10 protein-coding genes are annotated in these 21542 nt (G+C 65.3%); 2 read left to right on the top strand and 8 right to left on the bottom strand.

What is annotated here, in order from left to right:
* The 6 genes from FJY73_09780 to FJY73_09755 form a co-directional block, all read right to left on the bottom strand.
* Positions 1-1131, bottom strand: a 1131-nt coding sequence (locus tag FJY73_09780; GenBank protein MBM3320951.1) for a PAS domain S-box protein, incomplete at its 3' end; no start/stop codon positions are given.
* A gap of 123 nt (positions 1132-1254) precedes the next feature.
* Positions 1255-2730, bottom strand: coding sequence for a hypothetical protein (locus FJY73_09775; GenBank protein ID MBM3320950.1), 1476 nt, complete (start codon positions 2728-2730; stop codon positions 1255-1257).
* Between the two features lie 135 nt (positions 2731-2865).
* Positions 2866-4101, bottom strand: coding sequence for a hypothetical protein (locus tag FJY73_09770; GenBank protein ID MBM3320949.1), 1236 nt, complete (start codon positions 4099-4101; stop codon positions 2866-2868).
* A 93-nt stretch (positions 4102-4194) separates the two neighbouring features.
* Positions 4195-6447 (bottom strand): NADP-dependent malic enzyme, encoded by a 2253-nt coding sequence (locus FJY73_09765; protein MBM3320948.1) that lies wholly within the window; start codon positions 6445-6447, stop codon positions 4195-4197.
* The gene (locus FJY73_09760; GenBank protein ID MBM3320947.1) at positions 6444-11585 is read right to left on the bottom strand and encodes a hypothetical protein; all 5142 of its coding nucleotides are present in this window, start codon (positions 11583-11585) and stop codon (positions 6444-6446) included. Before FJY73_09760 ends, FJY73_09765 begins: the two co-directional genes overlap by 4 nt.
* Positions 11586-11786: 201 nt before the next feature.
* Positions 11787-14054 carry a hypothetical protein gene (locus FJY73_09755; protein MBM3320946.1) on the bottom strand — a complete coding sequence of 756 codons (2268 nt, stop codon included), beginning with the start codon at positions 14052-14054 and terminating at the stop codon, positions 11787-11789.
* Positions 14055-14320: 266 nt separating this feature from the next.
* On the opposite strand from FJY73_09755, the gene FJY73_09750 reads away from it, so the two are divergent.
* Positions 14321-16483 carry a S9 family peptidase gene (locus FJY73_09750; GenBank protein MBM3320945.1) on the top strand — a complete coding sequence of 721 codons (2163 nt, stop codon included), beginning with the start codon at positions 14321-14323 and terminating at the stop codon, positions 16481-16483.
* A 169-nt stretch (positions 16484-16652) separates the two neighbouring features.
* On the opposite strand, the gene FJY73_09745 is transcribed toward FJY73_09750, so the two are convergent.
* Together FJY73_09745 and FJY73_09740 are read right to left on the bottom strand one after the other, a co-directional pair.
* Positions 16653-16862: a TOBE domain-containing protein gene (locus FJY73_09745; protein MBM3320944.1), complete on the bottom strand. Its 210-nt coding sequence runs from the start codon at positions 16860-16862 to the stop codon at positions 16653-16655.
* A gap of 134 nt (positions 16863-16996) precedes the next feature.
* Positions 16997-18679, bottom strand: a complete 1683-nt coding sequence (locus FJY73_09740) for a T9SS type A sorting domain-containing protein (protein ID MBM3320943.1) — start codon at positions 18677-18679, stop codon at positions 16997-16999.
* Positions 18680-20300: 1621 nt separating this feature from the next.
* On the opposite strand from FJY73_09740, the gene FJY73_09735 reads away from it, so the two are divergent.
* A partial coding sequence (locus FJY73_09735) for a heavy metal translocating P-type ATPase (protein MBM3320942.1) occupies positions 20301-21542 on the top strand: 1242 nt, incomplete at its 3' end.

Here is a 21542-nt window from a genome sequence, read left to right as displayed (position 1 = left end):
GAAGACTTGATCGAGCCGCCTGCCAAGCGCCTCCTCCGGGGTCAGGCCGACCGCCTGTCCCGCCGCCGTGTTGATGTACTTCACCCGAAGATCCGCATCGATGACGAAGATGAAGTCGGGCGAGGATTCCGCGAGCGTGCGGTAGTTCTCCTCGCTCCGACGGAGCGCCTCCTCGGCCTTCTTCCGCGCCGTGTTGTCGATGCAGAGGAGCTGGACGGCCGGCTCGCCGCCGTACTCGATCGCCGCCGAGTAGACTCGGAGCCAACGAACGTAGCCGTCCCGGCGGACGACACGGATCTCGCTCTCCGGAGGATGATCGACACCGAGGAGACGCTCCCGGTAGGTGCCGAGGAGGCGCTCCTTCTCCTCCGGGTGGGAAACCCCAAGGAGGCCTCCAGGCGGGAGCCCGAGGATCTCCTCGTGGGAGAACCCGAGCATCTCCGCGGCGGCGCGGTTCGCGAGAACGACGCGGGGGTCCTCCCCCTGCACGATCAGAATCCCGAGAAGGGACTGCTCGACGATCCTTTGGTAGCGCTCCTCGTCCTGCCGGGCCCGCTCCTCGTTCCGCTTGCGCGTGATCGCGTTCCCGAAGATGGCGCCGAGGGCCCGGAGAACGAGAAGGAGATCCTCGTTCGGGAAGAGGTTCTCCTCGCTCCGGGCGGAGAGGACGAACCTGACGAAACCGTGCACGTCCTCGCTGCAAAAGACCGGCGCGTTGAGAGAAGCGCGGATCCCCATCCGGAGAAGCCACGCGCGCTCCCGTTCGGCTTCGGGGGGAATGCCCTCGGACAGATCGAGCACCACGGTCTCTCGGTTCAATATCTTCCCCATCATCCAAGGGAAAGAACCGGTCTCGATTTCCTGGGGGCCTTCGCACGCCCCCTCGGTTCGAGACCAGACGCTTGCGTGCGAGAAGACCGACTTGTCCTGCGAGAAAAGGAGGAGCGCGGTGTTGTCGACGCCGGTCAGCTCGCCGGTGCGCCGGAGCGCATCGACGATCGCCGCGTCGATCTTCCCAGCCGGCGTGTTGATGAACGCGCCCGAGGTCCCGACGAGAAACTGCTCGATCTGGAGGCGCTTCGCGAGGTTCTCCTCGAGGCGCGAGCGTTTCGGTTTCTTGGCGTCGGGCATCGGCCGATCCTCGTTCGCCCGCTGGGCGTCCTCACCGGCGCGTCGAGATGCGGAACGGAGCAGATCCCCAGCGCGCCGGCAGGGCGAACGTTGCGGTGGCAATCATTATGCCACAAACCGGCATCAGAGGGAAGCGGAAGGTGAGCGCGCGGACGGCTCCTCTCCCCAGGCCCGGCGGATCGCGGTTTCGGGGGCGGGACGGCCGAGGGCGTTCCCCGCGACGATCACGACGAGGCCGACGAAGAGCCCGACGAGAAAGCCGTGAACCCCCTTCCACGACGCGGGAAGGAAGCGGTGCAAGGCTTGCCAGAGGAGCGCGGAGCCGGCCCCCGCCGCCATGCTCGCCATCACGGCCGCGGGGCTCGTCCGCCTCCAGTAGATGCCGAAGAGGAGAGGCCAGAGGTTCGTCGAGGCGACGACCGCCCACGAGAAGGCGGTGAGGACGAGGATGAGGGCCGGCGGCTTCATCGCAACCGCCACGCTCACGACGCCGACGACGAGGCTCATCGCGCGGTTCGCGCGGAGCTCCGCGCCGGGGGGGAGCGGACGTCCGAGCCCCTCGATCCACACGTCCCGCACGAGCGAGCTCGAGATGATGAGAAGAACGCCCGCGAACGTGCTCATGCCGGCGGCCACCACTCCCGCGAGGAAAAGCGCGCCGCCCCAATCGTTCAGGACGAGACGGGTGAGCGCGGGGATCGCGAGATCGGGGCTCGCCACGTCGGGAACGAGGACGCGCGCGGCCGCGCCGCAGAGATAGGGGACGAGCGCGATCGACGCGCCGATGCTCACGACAACGACGCCGACGCGGAGCATGCGCGCGTTTCGGATCGAATAGAAACGAATGAGAAGCTGCGGCATCCCCCAGACGCCGAGGCTCACGATGAACGAGAAGCTGAGAAGCCCCGCCCAACCCCACACCCCCGGAGTGGAGACGAGTCCCGGATCGACGAGAGCAAGACGGTCGGCGAGACCGGAGAGCCCGCCCGCGCGTTGCACCGAGAAAACCGCGAGAAGAACGAGCGCGGCGATCATCACGATCCCCTGCAGGAAGCTCGTCCAGACGACTGCGAGGTATCCTCCAGTCGCCGTGTAGAAGAGGATCACGAGTCCTGAGAGGAGAACCGCTGCGCGGTAGGGCATGTCCATCAGGACCTCGAACGCGTTCGCCATCCCTTTCAGGACGCTTACGTTGTACACGATGAGGAAGACGCCGGTCAGGGCCGCGCTGAAGACGCGGATCGAGGGCGATCCGTAGCGCGCGGCGAAGAATCCGGAGAGGGTCGTGGCGCCGAGCCGTTCGGTGAAGTGCCGCACGCGGCGTCCGAGCACGATCCACGCGAGGGTCGTCCCGAGGAGCACGTTCGTCGCGCCGATCCAAATCGTCGCGAGGCCGAACTTCCAGCCGAACGCGCCGCCGCCGATGATGACGACGCTCGAGAAGTAGGCGGCGACGAAAGAGAGCGCCGTGACCCAGGGACCGACGGTCCGCCCGCCGATCACGAAATCCTCCGCGCTCTTGGAACGCCCGCGGAGCGCGTACCCGATGATCGCGAGGGCGGCGATGTAGAGGACGAGAACGGCGACGGTGACGCTCATCGATCCCGGTCCTTCTCTCTCTTCTCGCGGGAGAGATCGCCGAGCGCCCAGACGACGGCGAGAGCGATCGCCGCCGCTGCGGTGAGGAACGCCCCGAACGTCGACCAAGGAATGTGAAACGGTCCCATCGTCTTCCTATTTCAGATCGTAGGCGATCTGCCATCGCATGAAATGGGCGTTCTCCGTCATTTCCTTCGGATACGAACCGTCGACATGCCATTCCCAGAGGAGTTGCCCGGAGAAACCGCGCGCGAGGTTCGTGCGAAGTTCGATCACGGAGAGAAGCCCGCGATCCTCCCAGTTCGGCTCGGGCGCCCACGGGACGAGCATCGTCGCGCGGAACGCGAGGCGTTCGAGAAGCGCCGGGCGATCGGCGAGGGGAGAGCGCCGAAGCGTGAAGTACGGCGAAGCGAGATTCCGCCACTCGGAGGCGCCCCCTTCTCCGATGAGCGAGTAGACCCACATCTCGCTCCACTTCGGCCAGCGCCCGTAGATCCCGCGGAACGCTCGGAAGTTCTCGCTCTCGCCGGAGTAGTAGAAGAACCCGATCTCGCCGGAGGTCTTCTTCCCGAGCATCCGGGCGCGCGCCGCGTTCCACGCGAAGGCGAGGCCTGTCCCCTCGCCGCCCTCCTTCCGCTGGAGAGCGACTTCGGCCTCGCCGCGCCGAAGAGACGCCTGCTTCCACTCGCGGCGGAGGCCGAGCGTCCAGCCGTTGTATGGGGGCCGCAAGCCGTCCGGGTCCTTCTCGCCGATGCCGATGAGCGCCGCCTCCCAACCGGACGGCGTGAAGCAGCGGAGGGCGAGCGCTTGTTGATCGGCGTCCCGAAGCGAGCGCTTCTTGTCGCGCGCCACGACCCACGGATCTCTCTTCGGGTTCGCCATGAGAGAGAAGTCCCATGTCCTTCTGTCTCCTGGGAGGAGGGCGCGGATCCCGTCCATGTACATCGTGCGGCTTCCGTCCAGAGAAGTCCCGTCGCGGATCAGGAAGCCGTCGCCCCATACGATATCCTGTCGCCCGAAAGTGAGCGCGAACGGCCGCCCGTCTTCGCGCGTCCAGATCCACGCGAGACGATCTAAGACGATCTCGCTATAGTCCGTCTTGGTGTCCGGTTCGTACGTCTTTCGGAACTCGTTCACGAGGCGCACGTCGAGCGCGTGCTCCGCGCGGAGTTGCACGCACAGACCGGCCTGCGTGCGATAGCGCATCCAGTTTCGATCGTCTTCTTCGGGATCGAACCAAAATACGTTCGGCTGGATCTCCTGCCGGACACGCACCCCGAAGTGCGGGGCGACGCGCGGGCCGGCCGAGACCTCGCCGGCTGCGAGGAGAACGAAAAGAGACGCGAGCATTCGAACGTGCGAGCTTCTCATTCTCCGCTCGTTGGGGTTGCCCTGTCGGGCGGAAGCGCCGGGGCGGCTTTCGGAGAAGCTACCATCGCCGGCCGCCCGCTTCCATCCTTTTTCTCACGCGCCGCGCCTCTCGGCCGCCTGGACCACGCCGAGCGCGGTGAGGTTCACGACGTCCTCCACGGTTTGCCCGTATTGGAGAAGATGAACCGGAAGGCGCGCCCCGAGGAGGGCGGGCCCGATGAGGACCGCCTCTCCCACGTGCTGGAGAAGATGAAGGGCGAGGTTTCCGGATTGGAGGTCGGGGAAGACCAGCACGTTGGCGTCCCTCTCGAGGTTCGAGAAGGGGAAGTACTCTTGGCGAAGCGATCCGTCGACCGCGGTGGCGAGCTGCATCTCGCCGTCGATGACGAGTTCGGGCGCGCGTGCCTTCGCGATCGCGGTCGCGTCGCGTACTTTGCGCGTGAAGGGATGGTCCACGCTCCCGAAATTCGAGAAGGAGAGCATGGCGACGCGCGGCTCGATCCCGAGCGAACGGGCCATTCCGGCGGCGAGAAGGGCGGTTTCGGCGAGCTCCTCCGCGCTCGGGTCGATGTTCACCGCGCAGTCCGCGAGGAAGTAGGTTTTTTTCGGAAGGAGCACCATGTAGAGACTGGAGACCTTGCGGATTCCAGGAAGGGGTCCGATCACCTCGAGGATCGTGCGGAGCGACTCGGCGTAGTGCGTCGTGACGCCGGCGACGAGAAGATCTGCGTCGCCCGAGTGGAGCATCATCGCGCCGAAGATATCCGGCTGCCGGAGTCGCCGCGCCGCGGCGACCCGCATGAGTCCCTTGCGGCGGCGCATCCGGAAGTACTCGCCGAGATGGTGCTCGAAACGCGGGCTCCGTTCCGGATCGACGACCGAGACCCCTGCGAGATCGAGACCGAGCTTCTCAATCCGGCTCCGCACCTCGTCTTCCGCTCCAAGGAGAACGGGGTTCGCGATCTTCTCGTCCTCGAGGATGCTGCATGCGCGAAGGATCGTCTCGTTGGCGCCGTCGGAAAAGACGACGCGCATGTTCTCCTGGCGCGCGCGGAAGATAAGGCCGCGGAGCGTCTCCCTTCCGGTTCCGATCCTGATGTTGAGGCTCTCTTCGTAGAGACGGGTCTCGATCGGACGGCGAGCGATCCCCTCGGCGATCGCGCGTTCGGCGACCGCGGCCGATTCGCGCACGAGGATGCGCGGGTCGATCGGTTTCGGCAGAAGATACTCGGGGCCGAAGCTGAAGCGCTCGTTTCCGTAGGCTCGCTCGACTTCCTCCACGACGTCCTCGCGCGCGAGGTTGGCAAGCGCCCGCGCCGCCGCCTCGAGCATCCCCTCGGTGATGCGCGTGGCCTGCACGTCGAGAGCCCCGCGAAAGATGTACGGGAAGCTGAGGAGGTCGACGACCGCGTTCGGATACTGCCCGAGAGCGGTCGCGACGATGACGTCCCGCCGGCTCGCGCGGGCCGCCTCGAACTCGATTTCCGGTTCCGGCGTGGCGAGGGCGAAGACGATCGGATAGCGCCCCATCCCTCGCAGCATCTCCTGGGTGAGCACGCCGCCCGCGGAGGCGCCGAGAAAGACGTCGGCGCCTTTCAAGCCGCCATCGAGAGTGCGCGCGTTCTCTGCGCGCGCGTATTCCCTCTGATAATCGAAGAGATCCTCGCGATCGGGATGGACGAGCCCCTTGGCGTCGTAGACGAGCAGGTTCTCCGGCCGGACGCCGATTCGAAGGAAGAGGCGCACGCACCCGGTCCCGACTGTTCCCGCGCCGCAAACAACGACGCGCACCTCGTCGATCTTCTTCTCGACGAGATCGAGCGCGTTGAGAAGCGCCGCCGACGCGACGACCGCGGTGCTGTACAGGTTCTCGTGAAAGACCGGAATTCGGAGCGTTTCGCAGAGCTTCTGGTAGATGACGAGGCCCTCGGGGGCGCGGATGTCCTTCAGGTTGATCCCGCCGAAGGTCGGCTCGATGAACCGAATCGTCTCGATGATCTCGTCGGGGTTCTTCGTGTCGAGCTCGATGTCGAAGACGTCGATATCCGCCAGCCTCTTGAAAAGAACCGCCATTCCTTCCTGCATCGGCTTCGCCGCCTCGGGGCCGACGTCGCCGAGGCCGGGGACCGCGGTCCCGTTCGTGATGACGCCGACGAGGTTCCCCCGCGCCGTGTACTGGAAGACCTTCGCGCGATCGCGCGCGATCTCCTCCGAAGGGAAGGAGGCGCCGGGGAGATAAGCCAGACGCATCTCGCGCGGGCCGAGGCAGGATTTCGTCAATCGGAGCTCGATCTTCCCCGGACGATCCGCGGTGTGGTACGCGATGGAATCCTCTCGTCGGATCATGAGGTCTTCTCCTTCGGTTTCGGACGATCTTTTTCGGGACGTCCGCCCGCGAGCGGATAACGTTCGATCGATTCGCGAAGATCGGCGGCGAACACGGCGACCGGACGCGCCTGAAGAATCCAGACCTTCGCCCCTTCGATTCCGTATTCGATGTCCAGAGGATAGCCGTAGGCCCTCTCGAGGCGCGAGGCGACGGCGACGAGCTCCCGGAGCTCGACGTATTCAAGGGCGGCGCGGAGTCTTTGATGATAAAGAGTTTCTACGCAAACCGTTCCGAACCCCGCGCGCTTGTTGAAGACGACCTGCTCGGTCTTGTCGCTCGTGATGTAGCGAAAACGGAGCGGGGCGTTCTCGATGTCCCCTTCCTTGGCGACGAGGATCTGATCGGCCGCGACGATCCCCGAGACAATCCCTTCGCCGAGCCCGAGCCCGGCGTTGATCACCATCTCTCGAAGGTCGCCCTCCGCGACGTTGATCGTGAGGAGAACCCCGGAGACGCGCGAGCGGACGGTCCTCTGGATCAGAATCCCGCCGCCGGTCTCCTCGACATCCCTCCCGAGAACCGCGCGGTTGTGAATCGCACGTTCCGTCCAGAGGCCGCTCCACGCCTTCTTGAGGTGTTCGATAAGCGCCGCCTCGCCGCGGATGAAGAGATACGTGTCGAACTCGCCGGCGCGAGCGGCCGTCTCCACATCCTCCTCGCGCGCGGAGGACCGGATCGCGACGAAAGGGAAGTCGCCGTCGTCCGCCTCCCGGCCGAAGGCGCGATACGCGTCGAGGACCTCGGACGCGAGTTCATCCGGAAGGCGAATCTCGTCCCAAAGGCGGCGGATCTCCGACGACTTCTCGCGATTGTCGGCGTCTTTCTTCTCGAGGATTCGATCGATCGCCGATCGAAGAGTCGTCTTCTCCTGAACCGCCGGGCCGAGCGTCGCGGCGGCTCTTCCGATCGAAGAACCGAGCGCGGCCCGGAAAGCGCGATCTGCGACGACGAACCACGGCGGAACGTGTCCTCTTCCGACGATTCGTTCCAGCTCGGCGAGGTTCGCCGCCTTCCATCCGGTGAACGGGTGAAGCTCGAAGCCGCCGTCCTCCGCGCGGAGCACCCACTTCCCCGCCGCTCGGGCGCGGGCCTTCTCGTCCTGTTGTTCGATGCGCTTCCGGGCGCGGGCCCGCACGATCTTCTTCCCCGCGCCGTCCTCGGGCGGAGCGCCGAGAACGAGATCGAGCCGCTCCACGCGCTGGAGGAGATGCCGGAGCATCGGGCTTTCCTCCGGAGACGAAGCGCTCTCTTCGATTTCCGCGAGGAGGCGGTCGCGGAGATCCTCGAGACGCGCGCGAGAGAGGATCTCGACCGGCCCGGCGTCTCCACACGATTCGATTTCGGTCTCTACATGACAGACACGAAGGGAATCGAGAGCTTCCCGCAGCGCCTCGCACAGCTTGATCAGGCGAAGACGAAGGATGACCGTCTCGTACGCGAACGGCGAAGTCGGGATCCGTCTCTCCGCCTCCGCGGCGAGGGCGCGAGAGCGATCGGCGAGCTCTCCCGCGATCTTGAGAAGCTGCCTGCGGGCGGCTTCCGTGACGCGCGGGTTTTCGAGGAGGAGTGAGAGAAGAGCGGCCTTCTCGCTCCTTGCCCCTCCGTTCCCGGAGAGAGGGTGGCCGAGAAGGAGCTCGTGAGCGGCGTGCCGCGCGAGGACCGGCTCAGACAGCCTTCGAAGGTGCTTCTCGATCTGATGGCGCGCGCGAAGACGGTCTCCCCTCAGAACGAGGATCTCCTTTTCGTCGGTCGCGCGCGCGAGGCGGCTCGACGTCTCTCCGAAGTGACGGAACCCGTTGTGGAGCGCGAGCGCTTCGGGATCCTGGCCGAGGACTCGAAGGGTCCCTTCGTCCGCGTCGAGCACGACGAGATCCCCTTCCCTCAGGTGATGCTCCCGCTCGCGCATGTCGCGCCGGACGGCCGTCTCGTAAACGCCGATCATCTGTTTCTCTTCTCGATATTCCAGCGTGTCATAGGCAAGCCGCAGCGCTCCGCCTTCACCGCGCTCCCACCGTCCCGGAACGACGAGCGCCGGTTTATGAAACTGGAGCGCGATCAGCCCCGCGTGGGAGAGGACGCCTCCCCCCGTCGAGACGACCCCCGCGGAGTGATAGAGAAACGTGTTGTCCTCGGGCCGGATGGAGGGCGCGACGAGAATCGCTCCCTCGAGATCGCGCGGGTCGCGGTTCTCGGTGCTGAAGAGGGCGGTCCCGACCGCGCGCCCCGGCGAAGCCTTTAATCCATGAACAATTCGCTCTCCGGGGAGCGGAGGAGTTTGCCGGAGGGGGTTCGGTCTCCGCATCCGCTCCAAGATGCGCTCCGCCTCTTCCTCGGGATTCCCGATCGCCGACCCTCCTCCGGGCGCGAGGTAGTTCCCCCCGCGGAGGAGCGCGAGAAGCTCCCCCTTGTCTGTGTTTGTGTTCTCCCGCCACGGTTCCGAAGCGCTCGCGCGCCGCCGCGAAAGAACCTCGTCTCTTGCATAAAGCGCGAGACGGATCACGCCGCCGGCATCGCGGAGAACGAAGATCCCGAGGACCTCTCCCCGCAGGAACAGCCGGGCCCGCTGGACCTCGTAGCCGTTGACGCTCCCCGTGGTTCGGAAGCGAAGCGTTCGCTCGAGCGGGGCGACGAGACCTGCGAGATCCGCGGAACCGGCGACGGCTTTTGTTCCCGCGGCGAGGATTTCCGCGAAGCGCGCGGCTTCGTCGATGCGCTCGGCGATCTCGGGCGGCCGCGCTCGGTACCCTTCGGGCCTTTCGGCGATCTCGCCGCGTTTCGCCGCTTCGCGGAGGGGATGGAGAAGCAGCCTCTCGAGACGGATCTGGCCGATCGGACGCGACCCGCACATCTCCAGGTTCGATTGCAGCTCGGGCTCCACGCCGCCGAGCGACGCGCGGAGAGCGGCGATCAAGCTCGGCGGCGGCGGGGCGCTGTACCGATCCCGATAAGCCCCCTTCCCGTCCCAGACGATCTCGCGCGCGCCGGCCGCGTCCGGCTCGACGGCGACTACGATCCCGGTCCGATCCTTCGTGAGAAGATGGCGCACGGGAAGCACGCCCCAGATCGCGAAGGACTCCGCCCACGATTCCGCGACCTTCCGCTTCGCCTCGGCATCGAGCGCGAGCGAGCCGATGACCCAATCCACTTCCATCAGGTAGGGAACGAGGCGGAAGAGAGCCTCGGCCTTCTCGCAAACGTCGCCGAGGTCGAGGGCGCGCTCTTTGTCGTAGCGCGCGTGGATGTGAGTGTTGTCGATCTGGATGTCGAACTCGAGGTTGCGGAAGAAGAGCCGGATTCCATCGAGGGACGGGTTCGGGTGCTGCGTGAGCTCGTTCTTGCTCACGCCGTAGTATTCCAGATCGATCATTCCGCCGCGGAGCGGAGGCGCGTAGTCGATGCGAAGAAACGCGGGATGGTTGCCGAAGGCAATGTAGTAGTGAACCTCGTTGCCGTAGCAGAAGACACGGATGCCGGGAAGGCGCTCCTGGCCGTGGAGAATCTGCCGAGCGAACCCGTCGACGGCGACGCGCACCGGGTAGGGAATCCCGCTCCCGGCGGGATCGACCTGCCCCATTTCCTCGGGCTCGAAGTCGACGTATTGGACCGCGCGAACGACCTGAAGCACGCGGCGCGCGGAAGCGGAAACGATGTCGACCGTGCGGTTCGTTGCGCGCGCCGTCTCGACGAGACGGAAGCCGAGGCGGAGACCGCGCTGATGGAGATAGCGTTTCAGGCCGTGGAGCGTGCGGACCTCGCCGAGCGAGCCCGGTTCCTCGAACATCTGGACGAGCCGCGTCAGTTCCGCGGAGAGATAGTGATCGGTCGTTTCCTTTTCGAGCTCGACGAGGACCTTTTCCTTGAGCTCTCGATAGATATCGGGAAGGATCGCGCATTCGTCGGAATACCGCGAGAAGAGGAACGAGTAATCCACCGCGATCCGATCCATTCGATCGAGAATGCGAAGCACCTTCTCGCGCGTGAGCGGAGCGACGTCGAGGATGTCGGAGAGAGCTTCCGCGTGCGCGAGGTTGTACGTGCGGAAGCGCGCGACCGGGTCCTCGCCCCCCTCCTCGGGCCGAATGCAGGCGGGGCTCCCGCCGTGGCACACGAAGAGAAAGACGCGAAAGACCTCGCGCACCTCCTCCGCCCGGCGAAAAAGCATCTCCTCGGCGGGCGAGACGGCGAGCGGAAAAGAGCCGGCGACGCTGATGCCGACACGCTCCTCCGCGACGATGCCGAAGTTGAGGCGCGCCCAGCCGGCCTCGGCGATCACCTCGCGGAGGAGCGAGGGATCGGAGATCTTCTCCGCGCGGCGGAGCGGCTCGAGAAGCGGCGGCGGCGAGCCGGGATTCGGCGCGATGTGGAAGAGATCGAGATGGCTCGCGCGGGTGAAGGCGAGATAGGGAGCGAGGAGCGCGTGCGCTTCCCTGCCGAGAAGCCTCTCCGCGATTTCTGGAGGCGCCGGCTCGCCGCTCCGGTCGAGGATTCGGGCGGCGAGGCGCCTGATGTTCGGATCTTCGTCGAGACAGAGGAGCGAAGCGAGGTCGCCGCGCGTCTCGCCGTCCAAGGATGCGCGCGCGGCGAGCGCCGCGATCGAATCGAGAGACTCGCCTCCGTGGAGGACGGATCCTTCTTCTTGCGAACGCTCTGCGAGGGACCTTAAAACCCTCCGATCGACGCGGAGAGCTCCCTTGTCGGCGAGGCGGACCGCCGCCGCGAGCGCCTCTTTCGCGAGGCCGGCGTCGCGCGCCTCCAGCATACCCTCGAGGAACGCCCAGGGATCGTTTAACGCATGAATGAAATCAAGAAGAAAGCGAAAGAGAGGCTCGGCGACCGCTCCCGATCGCTTGCGGAGGAGAAGGGGAAGCGGTAGAAGGGCCTCGCAATCGGATGGGTCGGGCGCATCCTTGAGGATCTCCCGAAGTCGGTCGCAGGCGGTCCGCACCGCCTCCGCCCGCCCCATCGTGATCTCGAACTCGGACGTGATCGAACGGACGGCCGTACGAACGCGCGCCTCCCGATCCGCGCCTCCCCCCTCTCCGGAAGAAGGCCCGTCCGCAGACGCGCTCGGATGGGTTTCTCCTGCTCCGCTCATGAAGCTCCCGCGCGGTGATCCCTCGCCCTTTCTCCTTGCATGGTAAGGGGATGCGCGTTCCGAGTCAACGGGATGCCGCGGGCGCGAAAGGACATCCGCGTCCGGAGAGACCGGCCGGAAGGACCGGGGAAACCGGAACGCTCTCGATAGCGCGCGCCGATCGCGCGGAGGAGAGACCGGTCTCCGGGAGAGGGGAAGCCGTTATTTCACGAGCACCATCTTTCGGTGGAGCTTCGCCGTCTCGGTCTCCAGGCGGCACAGATAGACGCCCGCGGCGACAGGACGGCCGGATGCGTCGGTCCCGTCCCACGCGGCCTTGTGATCGCCCGCGGGCATCGGGCCGGAGACGAGGCTCTTCACGAAGCGCCCACCGAGATCGTACACCGCAAGCTCGACACGCTCCTCCCGCGCGAGCGAGAACGGGATCGATGTTTGAGGATTGAACGGGTTCGGCGCGTTCGCGCGGAGCGCGGTCCGCGAGGGTGCGAACCCGCCATCCGCCGCGATGCCGGTTTGTGGGCGCTTCTTGTACAGCTCGACCGTGCCCGCGATGAGCTGCTTGTTCTTGACATGCTCCCCGTTCGACAAGACGACATAGTAGTTGTCCGCTTCGGGAACCTGAAAGGAAACATCGCCCGAGTCCGCTTCCTCGCGTATCTCGAACGCCCAAGCGGTGTCTCCCGCGGCGTAGAGCGGGAACATCTCCTCGGGAAGGATGAAGAACTCGATCGAGCTCCCCTCCCTGCGGTCGGCGAACGTGTTCCCGCCGTAGTGGTTGTTTCCGTAGACGATCTCTTGGCCGCGCCAGGTCATGCGGAGGAGATATTGGTCCCACGTCGGTATCGGATAGTCGTGCGGGAGAAGCGGGATGTTCGGACGATAGCCGTTCACCATTCGCTCGTACGAGTAGTGCTCGCCCGGGAGGCTGCTATCGACCGCCTTGCGGTAAGCTCCTCCGTCGGACGGAAAGGTTCCGACCGAGCTCTCGATCCGAACGAAGATGTTATGGTTGTCGCCCAGCGTGAACCCGACCAGCCCATTGTGATCGGTGTGGCCCCAAGTCGAGAGAACGAAGTTCCCCGGGCCGAGCCTGCGCGCGACGCGGACCATCGCGCCGTCGATCGGAAGGCCGGCCGAGTCGGTCGCCGCCACGGTGAGCGAGCAGGAGGGCGTGTAGCGCTGGGTCGACGTCCAAGTCCAATCGTCTCCCCGCCAGTTGAAGACGCCGAGGAACGACTTCCCCCACCCTTCGTAGTGCCAACCCGAGTCGATATAGTTGTTCACCGGCTCCCACGGAATCCAACGCTCGTCCCAGAACTCGTTCCACGTGTGGTCCTCGTCGGGTGCCGAAGGGGAGTTCGTCGCGATGAGCGCCGCGCGCGCCGCCGCTGCGGTGAAGTCTGCGTGCTCTCCGCAGCGCCCGAGATGAAGGCGATAGATGCGGACCGGCTGGATCGGGCGCTCCGCTCCGGAGCCGAAATCGAGCACGTCCTGCACCCACTTCGTGAGGATCCCGATCGCTCCGTTCACCTGGCTGTCGACGTTCCCCTCCCACAGCGCTTGGCAGCCGGCGAGCCTCTCGCTGAGAACCGGATATCCGGAATCCGCGTGCGTGAAGAGGAACTCGCGCCAGAAGCGCCCGACCGGAGGGTCGGCGGCCTCTCCGGTCGCGGGGTCGATGTACGTCGGGAACTCGTCCGTGATCTTGGGATGGACGATGTCCCAATAATAACGCTCGCGCGGCATCTCGACCTCGACCGTGTCGCCTCCTTGTGCTGTGAAATATCGTATGGTCGAGTAATAATCGCCGCCCGCCGCGGCGGATCCGTAATCGACGATCTCCACGTAGTCGAGATACGGGTCGAAGGCGTAGACATGCTCGGCGTTCTCGATGAAGAGCCCGTGATAGAGGTTCTCCGACCGGAGCACCTGATAGGCGGTGTGCGCGACGACGAACGCGACCTCGTCGACGATCGGATCCGACGCGGCGAGGATCGTCCCGGCGAGCGTGTCCTGGGTCGCGGAATCGACGCGGCTGAACACGTCGCGAAGATCCTCGGCGAGCCAGGCAGGCGCGTAGTCGATCGCCTGAAACGCGCGCGCGATGACCGGCTCCTCCGGGAGGAGAACGGCGAGCGACTCCGCGAGATGGTCGAAGTAAACATAGCATGCCTCGCCGGCAGGGAGGCGCGCGAGGAACGTGTCCGCCTGGATGAGCTCCCAGATCGAGTCTCGGAGTGCGGCGGCCCCCTCGCCGATCGGATCGTCTCCGAAGGCGAACGATGCCGGCCCGCGCGCCGCTCCCTCGGGGTCCTCCTCCCAATCGCCCGTGAAAACGACCGAGGGGGTCGTCGTTCCTCGAACGTCGTCCGCTCTCTCGGCGCGCGCCGGTGAGTCGGGGACCGCGAAAAGCGCGAAGAGAAGAAAGCCAGCCGCGAGGACCGTCCGCGGGAACAGAAGTCGAAACATCGGATTTCCCTCCAAAAGAGGTGTGTTTGGCATCGGGCGAGCCGGGGCCGCGGTGGCAAGAACGCCGCGCACCGGACCGGATTCATTTTACCACGCGCGGCCGCTCCGGTCCAGCCTCGGAGGGGCGGGGTTCCGGCCCTGGATGCGCTCCGTCGCCGATGCTAGAATCGTACGCGGCTCGCTCGCAACGGACGGCGAACGCCGGCGCGCGAAGACTCCTTGCTGCCGGCGAACGCCCCAACTTCCTCCTGAGGGGAAATGTAGACATGAAGCAATTGGCCGCTCGTTCCTTGTTCACCCTTCTTCTCGTTCTTGTCGCCGCGTTCGCCGCGAGGACGGAGATCCGCACTCCCGATACCCGCAAGGTCGATGTCGTGGACGATTACCACGGCATCAAGGTCCCGGATCCCTACCGGTGGCTCGAGGATCCGAACTCCGAGGAGACCGCGGCGTGGGTCCGCGCTCAGAACGAAGCGACCTTCGCGTATCTCGGCGCGATTTCAGGACGCGATCGGATCGCCGAGCGCCTCACGGAGCTCTGGAACTACCCGAAGTTCTCGATCCCCTACTTTCTCGGCGGGCGCTACGTCTTCGGCAAGAACGACGGCTTGCAGAACCAGGATGTTCTTTACGCGCAGGAGACGCTCGAGGATGAGCCGCGCGTTCTTCTCGACCCGAACCGGCTCTCGGAGGACGGCACCGTCGCGCTCGCGAACCTCTCCTTCAGCGACGACGGGCGCTACATGATGTACGGGACGAGCGCGAGCGGCTCGGACTGGCAGACCTTGCGCGTGCGCGATCTCCGATCGAACGAGGACCTCCCCGACAAGCTCGAGTGGATCAAGTTCGCGCCGACCGCCTGGACCGCGGACGGCGCCGGGTTCTTCTACGCGCGCTTCGATGCGCCGAGGGAAGGGCAGGCCTATCAGGACCAAAACAAGAACCAGAAGGTCTTCTACCACCGGGTGGGGACGGCAGAGAGCGAGGACGAGCTCGTCTACGAGCGCCCGGACGATCCCGAGCTCGGGTTCGATCCCTCGGTGACCGACGACGGGCGGTATCTCGTGATCGTCGTCTCGAAGGGAACGAGCCGGAAGGCCGCGGTCCACTTCGCGGACCTGTCGAAAAAGCCCTGGACGATCGAACGGCTCTTGGACGAGTTCGACGCGGAGTACACGCTTGCCGGCAGCATCGGAAACGACTTCTACTTCCTCACCACGCAAGGAGCGAAGAACCGGCGCGTCGTCGCGATTGATACCGGGAATCCGGCGCGCGAGGCCTGGCGCGAGGTGGTGGCGGAGACGGACGCGATCCTTGAGGCTGGAAAGATCGTGAACCACCAGCTCGTTCTTCAGTCGCTCGTCGACGTCAAGGCGCGGCTTGCGATCCACGAGCTGGACGGGCGCCTCGTGAAGGAAATCGAGCTTCCCGCGATCGGGAGCGTCGGCGCCCGCGGCGTCAGCGGGCTCCGCCATCTCGGGCCCCTCAGCGGACGGCAGGACGGAACGGAGCTCTTCTACGCCTTCACTTCCTTTACGTATCCGACGACGGTCTTCCGCTACGATTTCGTCGCCGGACGCTCGGAAATCTTCCGCGAGCCGGGGATCGACTTCGATCCGTCTCCGTACGAGGTGGAGCAGGTCTTCTATCGGAGCAAGGACGGAACCCGCGTCCCGATGTTCCTGGTTCATCGAAAAGGGATCGCGCGGGACGGCTCGAACCCTGCGCACATCTACGCCTACGGCGGCTTCAACTACAGCATCACGCCGTTCTTCTCGGTCGCGAACTTGGTTTGGCTCGAGATGGGCGGGATCTACGCGATCGCGAACCTGCGCGGCGGGGGCGAGTACGGGGAGCGGTGGCACGAAGACGGAATGCTCGATAAGAAGCAGAACGGGATCGACGACTTCATCGCCGCCGCGGAACACCTGATCGCGGAGGGATACACCTCGCCGTCGCGGCTTTCGATCGAGGGAGCGAGCAACGGCGGGCTCATGACCGCGGCGTGCCTCGCGCAGAGGCCGGACCTTTTCGGAGCGGTGCTCGTGGACGTCGGCGTGCTCGACATGCTCCGCTTTCACAAATGGACGATCGGATGGGCGTGGGCATCCGACTACGGGACATCCGACGATCCTGGGCAATTCCGCTGGCTCTTCAAGTATTCACCCTTGCATAATCTGAAGCCGGGCGCGTCCTATCCGGCCACGCTGATCCTCACGGCCGACCACGACGACCGCGTGGTTCCGGCCCATTCCTACAAGTTCGCCGCGGCTCTGCAGGAAGCGCAGGCCGGGCCCGCGTCGGTTCTCATTCGAGTCGACGTGAAGGCGGGGCACGGGGGCGGGAAGCCGACGAGCAAGAGGATCGAGGAGCAGGCGGACTGCTGGGCCTTCCTTGCGAACGCGCTCGGGATGAAGATCGACCTGTAAAGCTTGGGGGACACGGTGCTCGACTCGCCCGAGGACCGCGGGGACAGAATACCTATTTCCTCCGGCCGGCGATTGAGACGGGCCTTGAATCGCCCCGAAACAGGTATGGTATCCCCCAGTTCTTGACCGCGAATCGTCCCCCAATCGGTATCGCGTCCCCGGAATACTGCTATTCTTTCACCACCAAAACATTGATTGCCTTGATGAAGAGGCGAACCTTGTCCCCCTTCTTGAGACCGAGATCCTCCAGCGATTCCAGGGTCATCACCGAGGCCATCGTCGAGTCGGCGGGGATCTTGAACTTCGCCTTCGCCATCAGCATCCCCTTTTGAATCTCCACGACTTCGCCCACGAGCTGATTCCTGGCTCCGACCTTCATCGCGCTCCTCCTTCAGGACCCCGCCCCCGCGGGTTCCGGGCGCAGTATACAATAAGAGACCCGGGACGATCATCCCGGGCCTCATCCGAACGGGAGAGCGAAATCGAGTAGCGCCGACTCGAAGATCGGCATTCCTACCGGAGCAACACGACCTTCTCGGTCCCTGAGACTTCTCCGTCGATGCGCATGCGGACGAAGTAGACGCCGGCCGGGAGATCGCCCGCCTCGCCGCCGCCGTCCCAAGTGACCGCGCCCGATCCGGCGGAGAACGAACGGGCCGGCATCGTGGAGACGAGACGTCCGCTCGCGCTGAAGACCTCCATCTCGACGACGCCTGCTTTCTTTAGATTGAAAAGAATCCGCGCGGAGCCGCGAGTCGGGTTCGGGGTGATCGGGAAGAGGGCGTTCCTGTCGCCGCCGGCGGGACGCCCGTCGGCCACCTTGGTGTCGATCGCTCCCGGGTCGCGTCCGTCGAGGACGAGCGTTCCCGTATTGTCGGGATCGAGCCAATCCCTGAGGCGAGTCGCGCTCGTCCCGCCGCCGGTCCAAGAGACCGAGAGCCTTCCGTACCAGTCGGACGTGATCGACGAGCACGACGCGTATCCGCCGTGCAGCTGCCCGACGAGCCGGTGGTTCGGATCCCAGAGGCCGGAGCCGGAGGAGCCGGGCTCGGTCGTTCCGTCTTCCCAATCGTCGACGCGCCAGTGCGTCCCGTTTCCGGGGACCGACGTGCCGAGGTAAGAAGTAACCGTCAGCGGATCGGTGTTGAAGCTGATCGCCTTCTCGTCGCAGTTCGGATGGTGGATGCAGACGCTGCTCGAGACGGCGGCCCCGGTCGCGTCGTAGCCGGCGTAGTAGACGTTGAACAACGAGTCCGGATCCCGCGAGAGCTGGATGAGACAGAAGTCGGACGTGCTGTAGCGGGCGCGGAGCGTGGAGCCATACTGGTTTTGCGAGAGGCTGCCGCAGCACAGCTGCCCACAGTTCGGGGATTCGTAGTTCCAGTAGACGCGAACTGTCTGTGCGTTGCCCGACGTGATCCCGCAGTGGTACGCGGTGAGGAAGTAAGGAGGCGGATCCTCCGTGTTGCTGTTCACCATTTGTCCGGAGCAGGTCCACGATCCCTGCAGCGTGTACACGCCGACCGAGCGGATGTCGTCCCGCCACGGATCGCCCTCGCGGCAGATGACGTCGTTGTTGCACCATCCCTGCATGAGCTTGTTCGCCGCCATCGATGCGAACCCGCGATAGTCGTGGCTCACTTGCGCGAGCGAGAGGGTCGGCTCGAAAGAGGCGACGGCGGGAACGAAGAGCTCGATCACCGCGCGGTCTCCGGGAAGAATCGGCGTCCAGAACTCGCCCTCGACCGCGTCATGAGGTCCGTAGGGACCGTAGACGTTGCGCCGCTCCGGATCGTAGACGTGAACGATCGCGCCTTCCGGCAAGTCGAACGGCACGAACCCGAAGTTGAGCGAGAGCGCGCCCGCGGAATGAACGCGAAGACGCCAGATTCGGCTTCCATCCCGCAGGCTCTCCCACGTTCCCTCGCGATCCGGCGTGAGGCTCAGGAAGTGGGGCGCCGCGAAGCGGTAGGGACCGCCCGGCTCCGAGGCCATCCGTTCCTCGTCCTCCTCGACATAGCGTAGGACATCGACCTGCGGAAGCACGAGCTCGCGCACGTCGTCGAGGGCGGCCACGCCGGAGCCGAAGCTCGCCGGCGGGGTCGCGTTCTCTGCGATTGCGGGGACGAAGAGCGCGAGAAGGAGCGCGACGGCGAGCGCCGCCGAGCCGACGAGACGATACGGCCGGATCTTCATGACAGCTTCTCCATCGGGTTCGTGGCCAAAGGCCAACACGAGACCACGCACGCGTTTTCTTGGGGGGAGACTTGCCCGCGGTATCGGGAGACGAACCGCCGAGCCGACCACAAGTTTCGCACGCCGCGGGCCTGCCGTCAACGGCGTAATTCGGAGTAATTCAGGAGATCGGGGAGAGATCGTGGACATTCCGAACTAGCGGAACTTCACGCTCAATCTGCTTATGCCGGAACACAGGGGACGGAAGACGAATAGTGCAGACAGGTTCTCGACTCTATGCGCGAGGAACTGGTTTATGAGGGGAGTTGGTGGAGAAACAAAGTCCGAAAGTTCGCAACGTCCCCGAGCGCGCACGAAATCGACCAGGTCACAGGCGGATGGGGTTTACATGAACGATAGGGAGCCACGTCATCGAAACAGCGCCTTGATCGCACCCCAGGATGAAAGCTCGACAGTCGTAGCAGCGCAGTAGAATTCCCCATCTGCAAGAAGATTGCACGGACCCAATCCATCCTCCATTGCAGTCGGCGGACAGTGAGAAACGAAACCCAGCGCGCTGTGAACGGCTGTCGGGATTTGGGCGCACCCGATTGCGTGGTTCTTTGTGGTGTTGTCGGTCGCCGCCATCGGCAACGACGCAGAGATTGCCACAATTGCGACGAAATCCGAAGTAGTACTTCCGAGCCCAGAATAAGCGTTCCAGCGTTCTATCGGATCTTGATTCGGCAGTGTGCCGATAGGCGCCCCCACACGACAAAGTGCCGAGTCGGCCGCGTAAAGAGAATAGGTCACCGGAACCTGATACCCGGGGTTCGTGTATCGCCAGTACCACCAAAAGCCGGTGTTCGCACACACCTGTCCCGATTGCTTACCGCAATCGTTTGGGAGATCGAAAACGACAGCATACTCGACCTGTTAGCCCGACCACACCCAGATCCAACCGGAGCAGAGTTCGTAGTACGAAATCAGGCAGGTCTCCGGTAGCCTCCCCCGCAAATGGTGGTGCGAGATCGCTTCTCTCATGCCGAGGCGCCGAACCGGGCCGTCCGCCGAACACTCTGTTGCGAATGCCCCGATCACGAACAGCAGGAACACCGCGAGGCGCATCTGGCGGACACCACACCTATTTCGCCCGACCGGCGATCGGGACAAGCCACGAATCGTCCAGAAATAGCCACCGCGTCCCCAGAACACAAGAGTCCCCTTCCGGCCCGAAGACCGGAGCATGAGACGAGAGCCGCCCGCGCCGGGTCGATGCAGGGACGGGTTTCCACGGTGGGCGAGCGGCTCGGCTTTCTGCTCTCAGGATAGACGCGGTTTCTTCATGTGTCGATGGGGGGCAAGGCCGAGGCCGTCACCCACTTGGTCTCAGGTTCGAGTCTCGGCCGGGGTGGCGGGGGACATGCAAACCCTAACCGGTTATTATTTCGGAAGTTGCGCGATGGGTGTCTGGGCGGGCTTCTCAGGCGGGACTCGCACCTGCTGCCAACTGGTGAACAGGCGAGTCTTCAAGCTTCGAGATCGCGGGGGTGCGCCGCGGGAAGCTGCCGATGGGACCGAGCAGCCTTCCGGGCGGGATTTGGTATCTTCATCGAATGAAACGGAATCGAGAGAGGCTGCGATGAAGAGGACGGTGAAGCTCTCCTTTAAGATTCGCGGGATGGATTGCGCCGAGGAGATCGGCGCGCTTCGGCGCGCGGTTGGTCCGCTTGTCGGCGGCGAGGAGCATCTCGACTTCGATCTTCTCGATGGGAAGATGACCGTCTCGGTCGCGGAGGGTTCGGAGCTTGCCGCCGCGATCCAAGAGGCGGTCGCTCGCACGGGAATGACGGCGGTTCCGTGGAGCCGGCTCGCGATGCAACGCGACGCCCGCGAGGAAGAAAGCCTCTCGAAGCGCTTCGGGAAGCCAGCCGCATGCGTGCTTGGCGGCGTTCTTCTCGCCGCGGGTTTCACCGCCGATTGGATCGCGCGCGGCGATCTTCTCGCGGTGCTCGGCGCCGGACGCCTCGGCGCCGAACGTGTTCCGCTCCCGGCGACCCTCCTCTATCTCGCCTCCGCGATCGCGGGCGCGTGGTTCATCGCGCCGAAAGCCTTTCGCGCGGCGCGGCGGGCGAGGCCCGACATGAACCTCCTCATGACAATCGCAGCGGCCGGCGCGATGGCGATCGGGGAGTGGTTCGAGGCGGCGGCGGTCGTCTTTCTCTTCTCGCTCGCGCTTCTTCTCGAGTCGTGGAGCGTCGAGCGGGCGCGCCGCGCGATCCGCTCTCTGCTCGACGTCTCCCCCGCCGTCGCGACGGTGCTCGATCCGGATACGGGACGCACCGAGGAGAAACCGGTCGAGGCGATTCCTCCCGGCGCGACGGTGCTCGTGCGGCCGGGCGGAAGGATTCCCGTCGACGGCGTTCTCGTCCGCGGATCGACATCGGTGAACCAAGCTCCGATCACGGGAGAATCGCTCCCCGTGAACAAAGAAGAAGGAGACGAGGTGTTCGCCGGAACGATCAACGGCGAGGGCGCCGTCGAGATCCGATCCACGAAAGAGGCGAAGGACACGACCGTCGCGCGCATCATCCGAATGGTGGAGGAGGCGAGGTCGCGGCGCGCGCCGAGCGAGCAGTGGGTCGAGAAGTTCGCGCGCATCTACACGCCGGTCATGATCGGCCTCGCTCTTCTCGTCGCGGCGCTTCCGCCGCTCCTCTTCGGCGGCGCGTGGTCCCGGTCGGTCTATCAAGCGCTCGTGCTTCTCGTCATCGCGTGCCCGTGCGCGCTCGTGATCTCGACGCCGGTGAGCGTCGTCGCGGCGCTCGCGGCGTCCGCGCGGCGCGGCGTTCTCGTGAAGGGCGGGCGCTTCCTGGAGGCGGTC

Source organism: Candidatus Eisenbacteria bacterium (genome assembly GCA_016867715.1).
GTDB lineage: Bacteria > Orphanbacterota > Orphanbacteria > Orphanbacterales > Orphanbacteraceae > VGIW01.
This window is presented reverse-complemented; position numbering and strand designations above follow the sequence as displayed.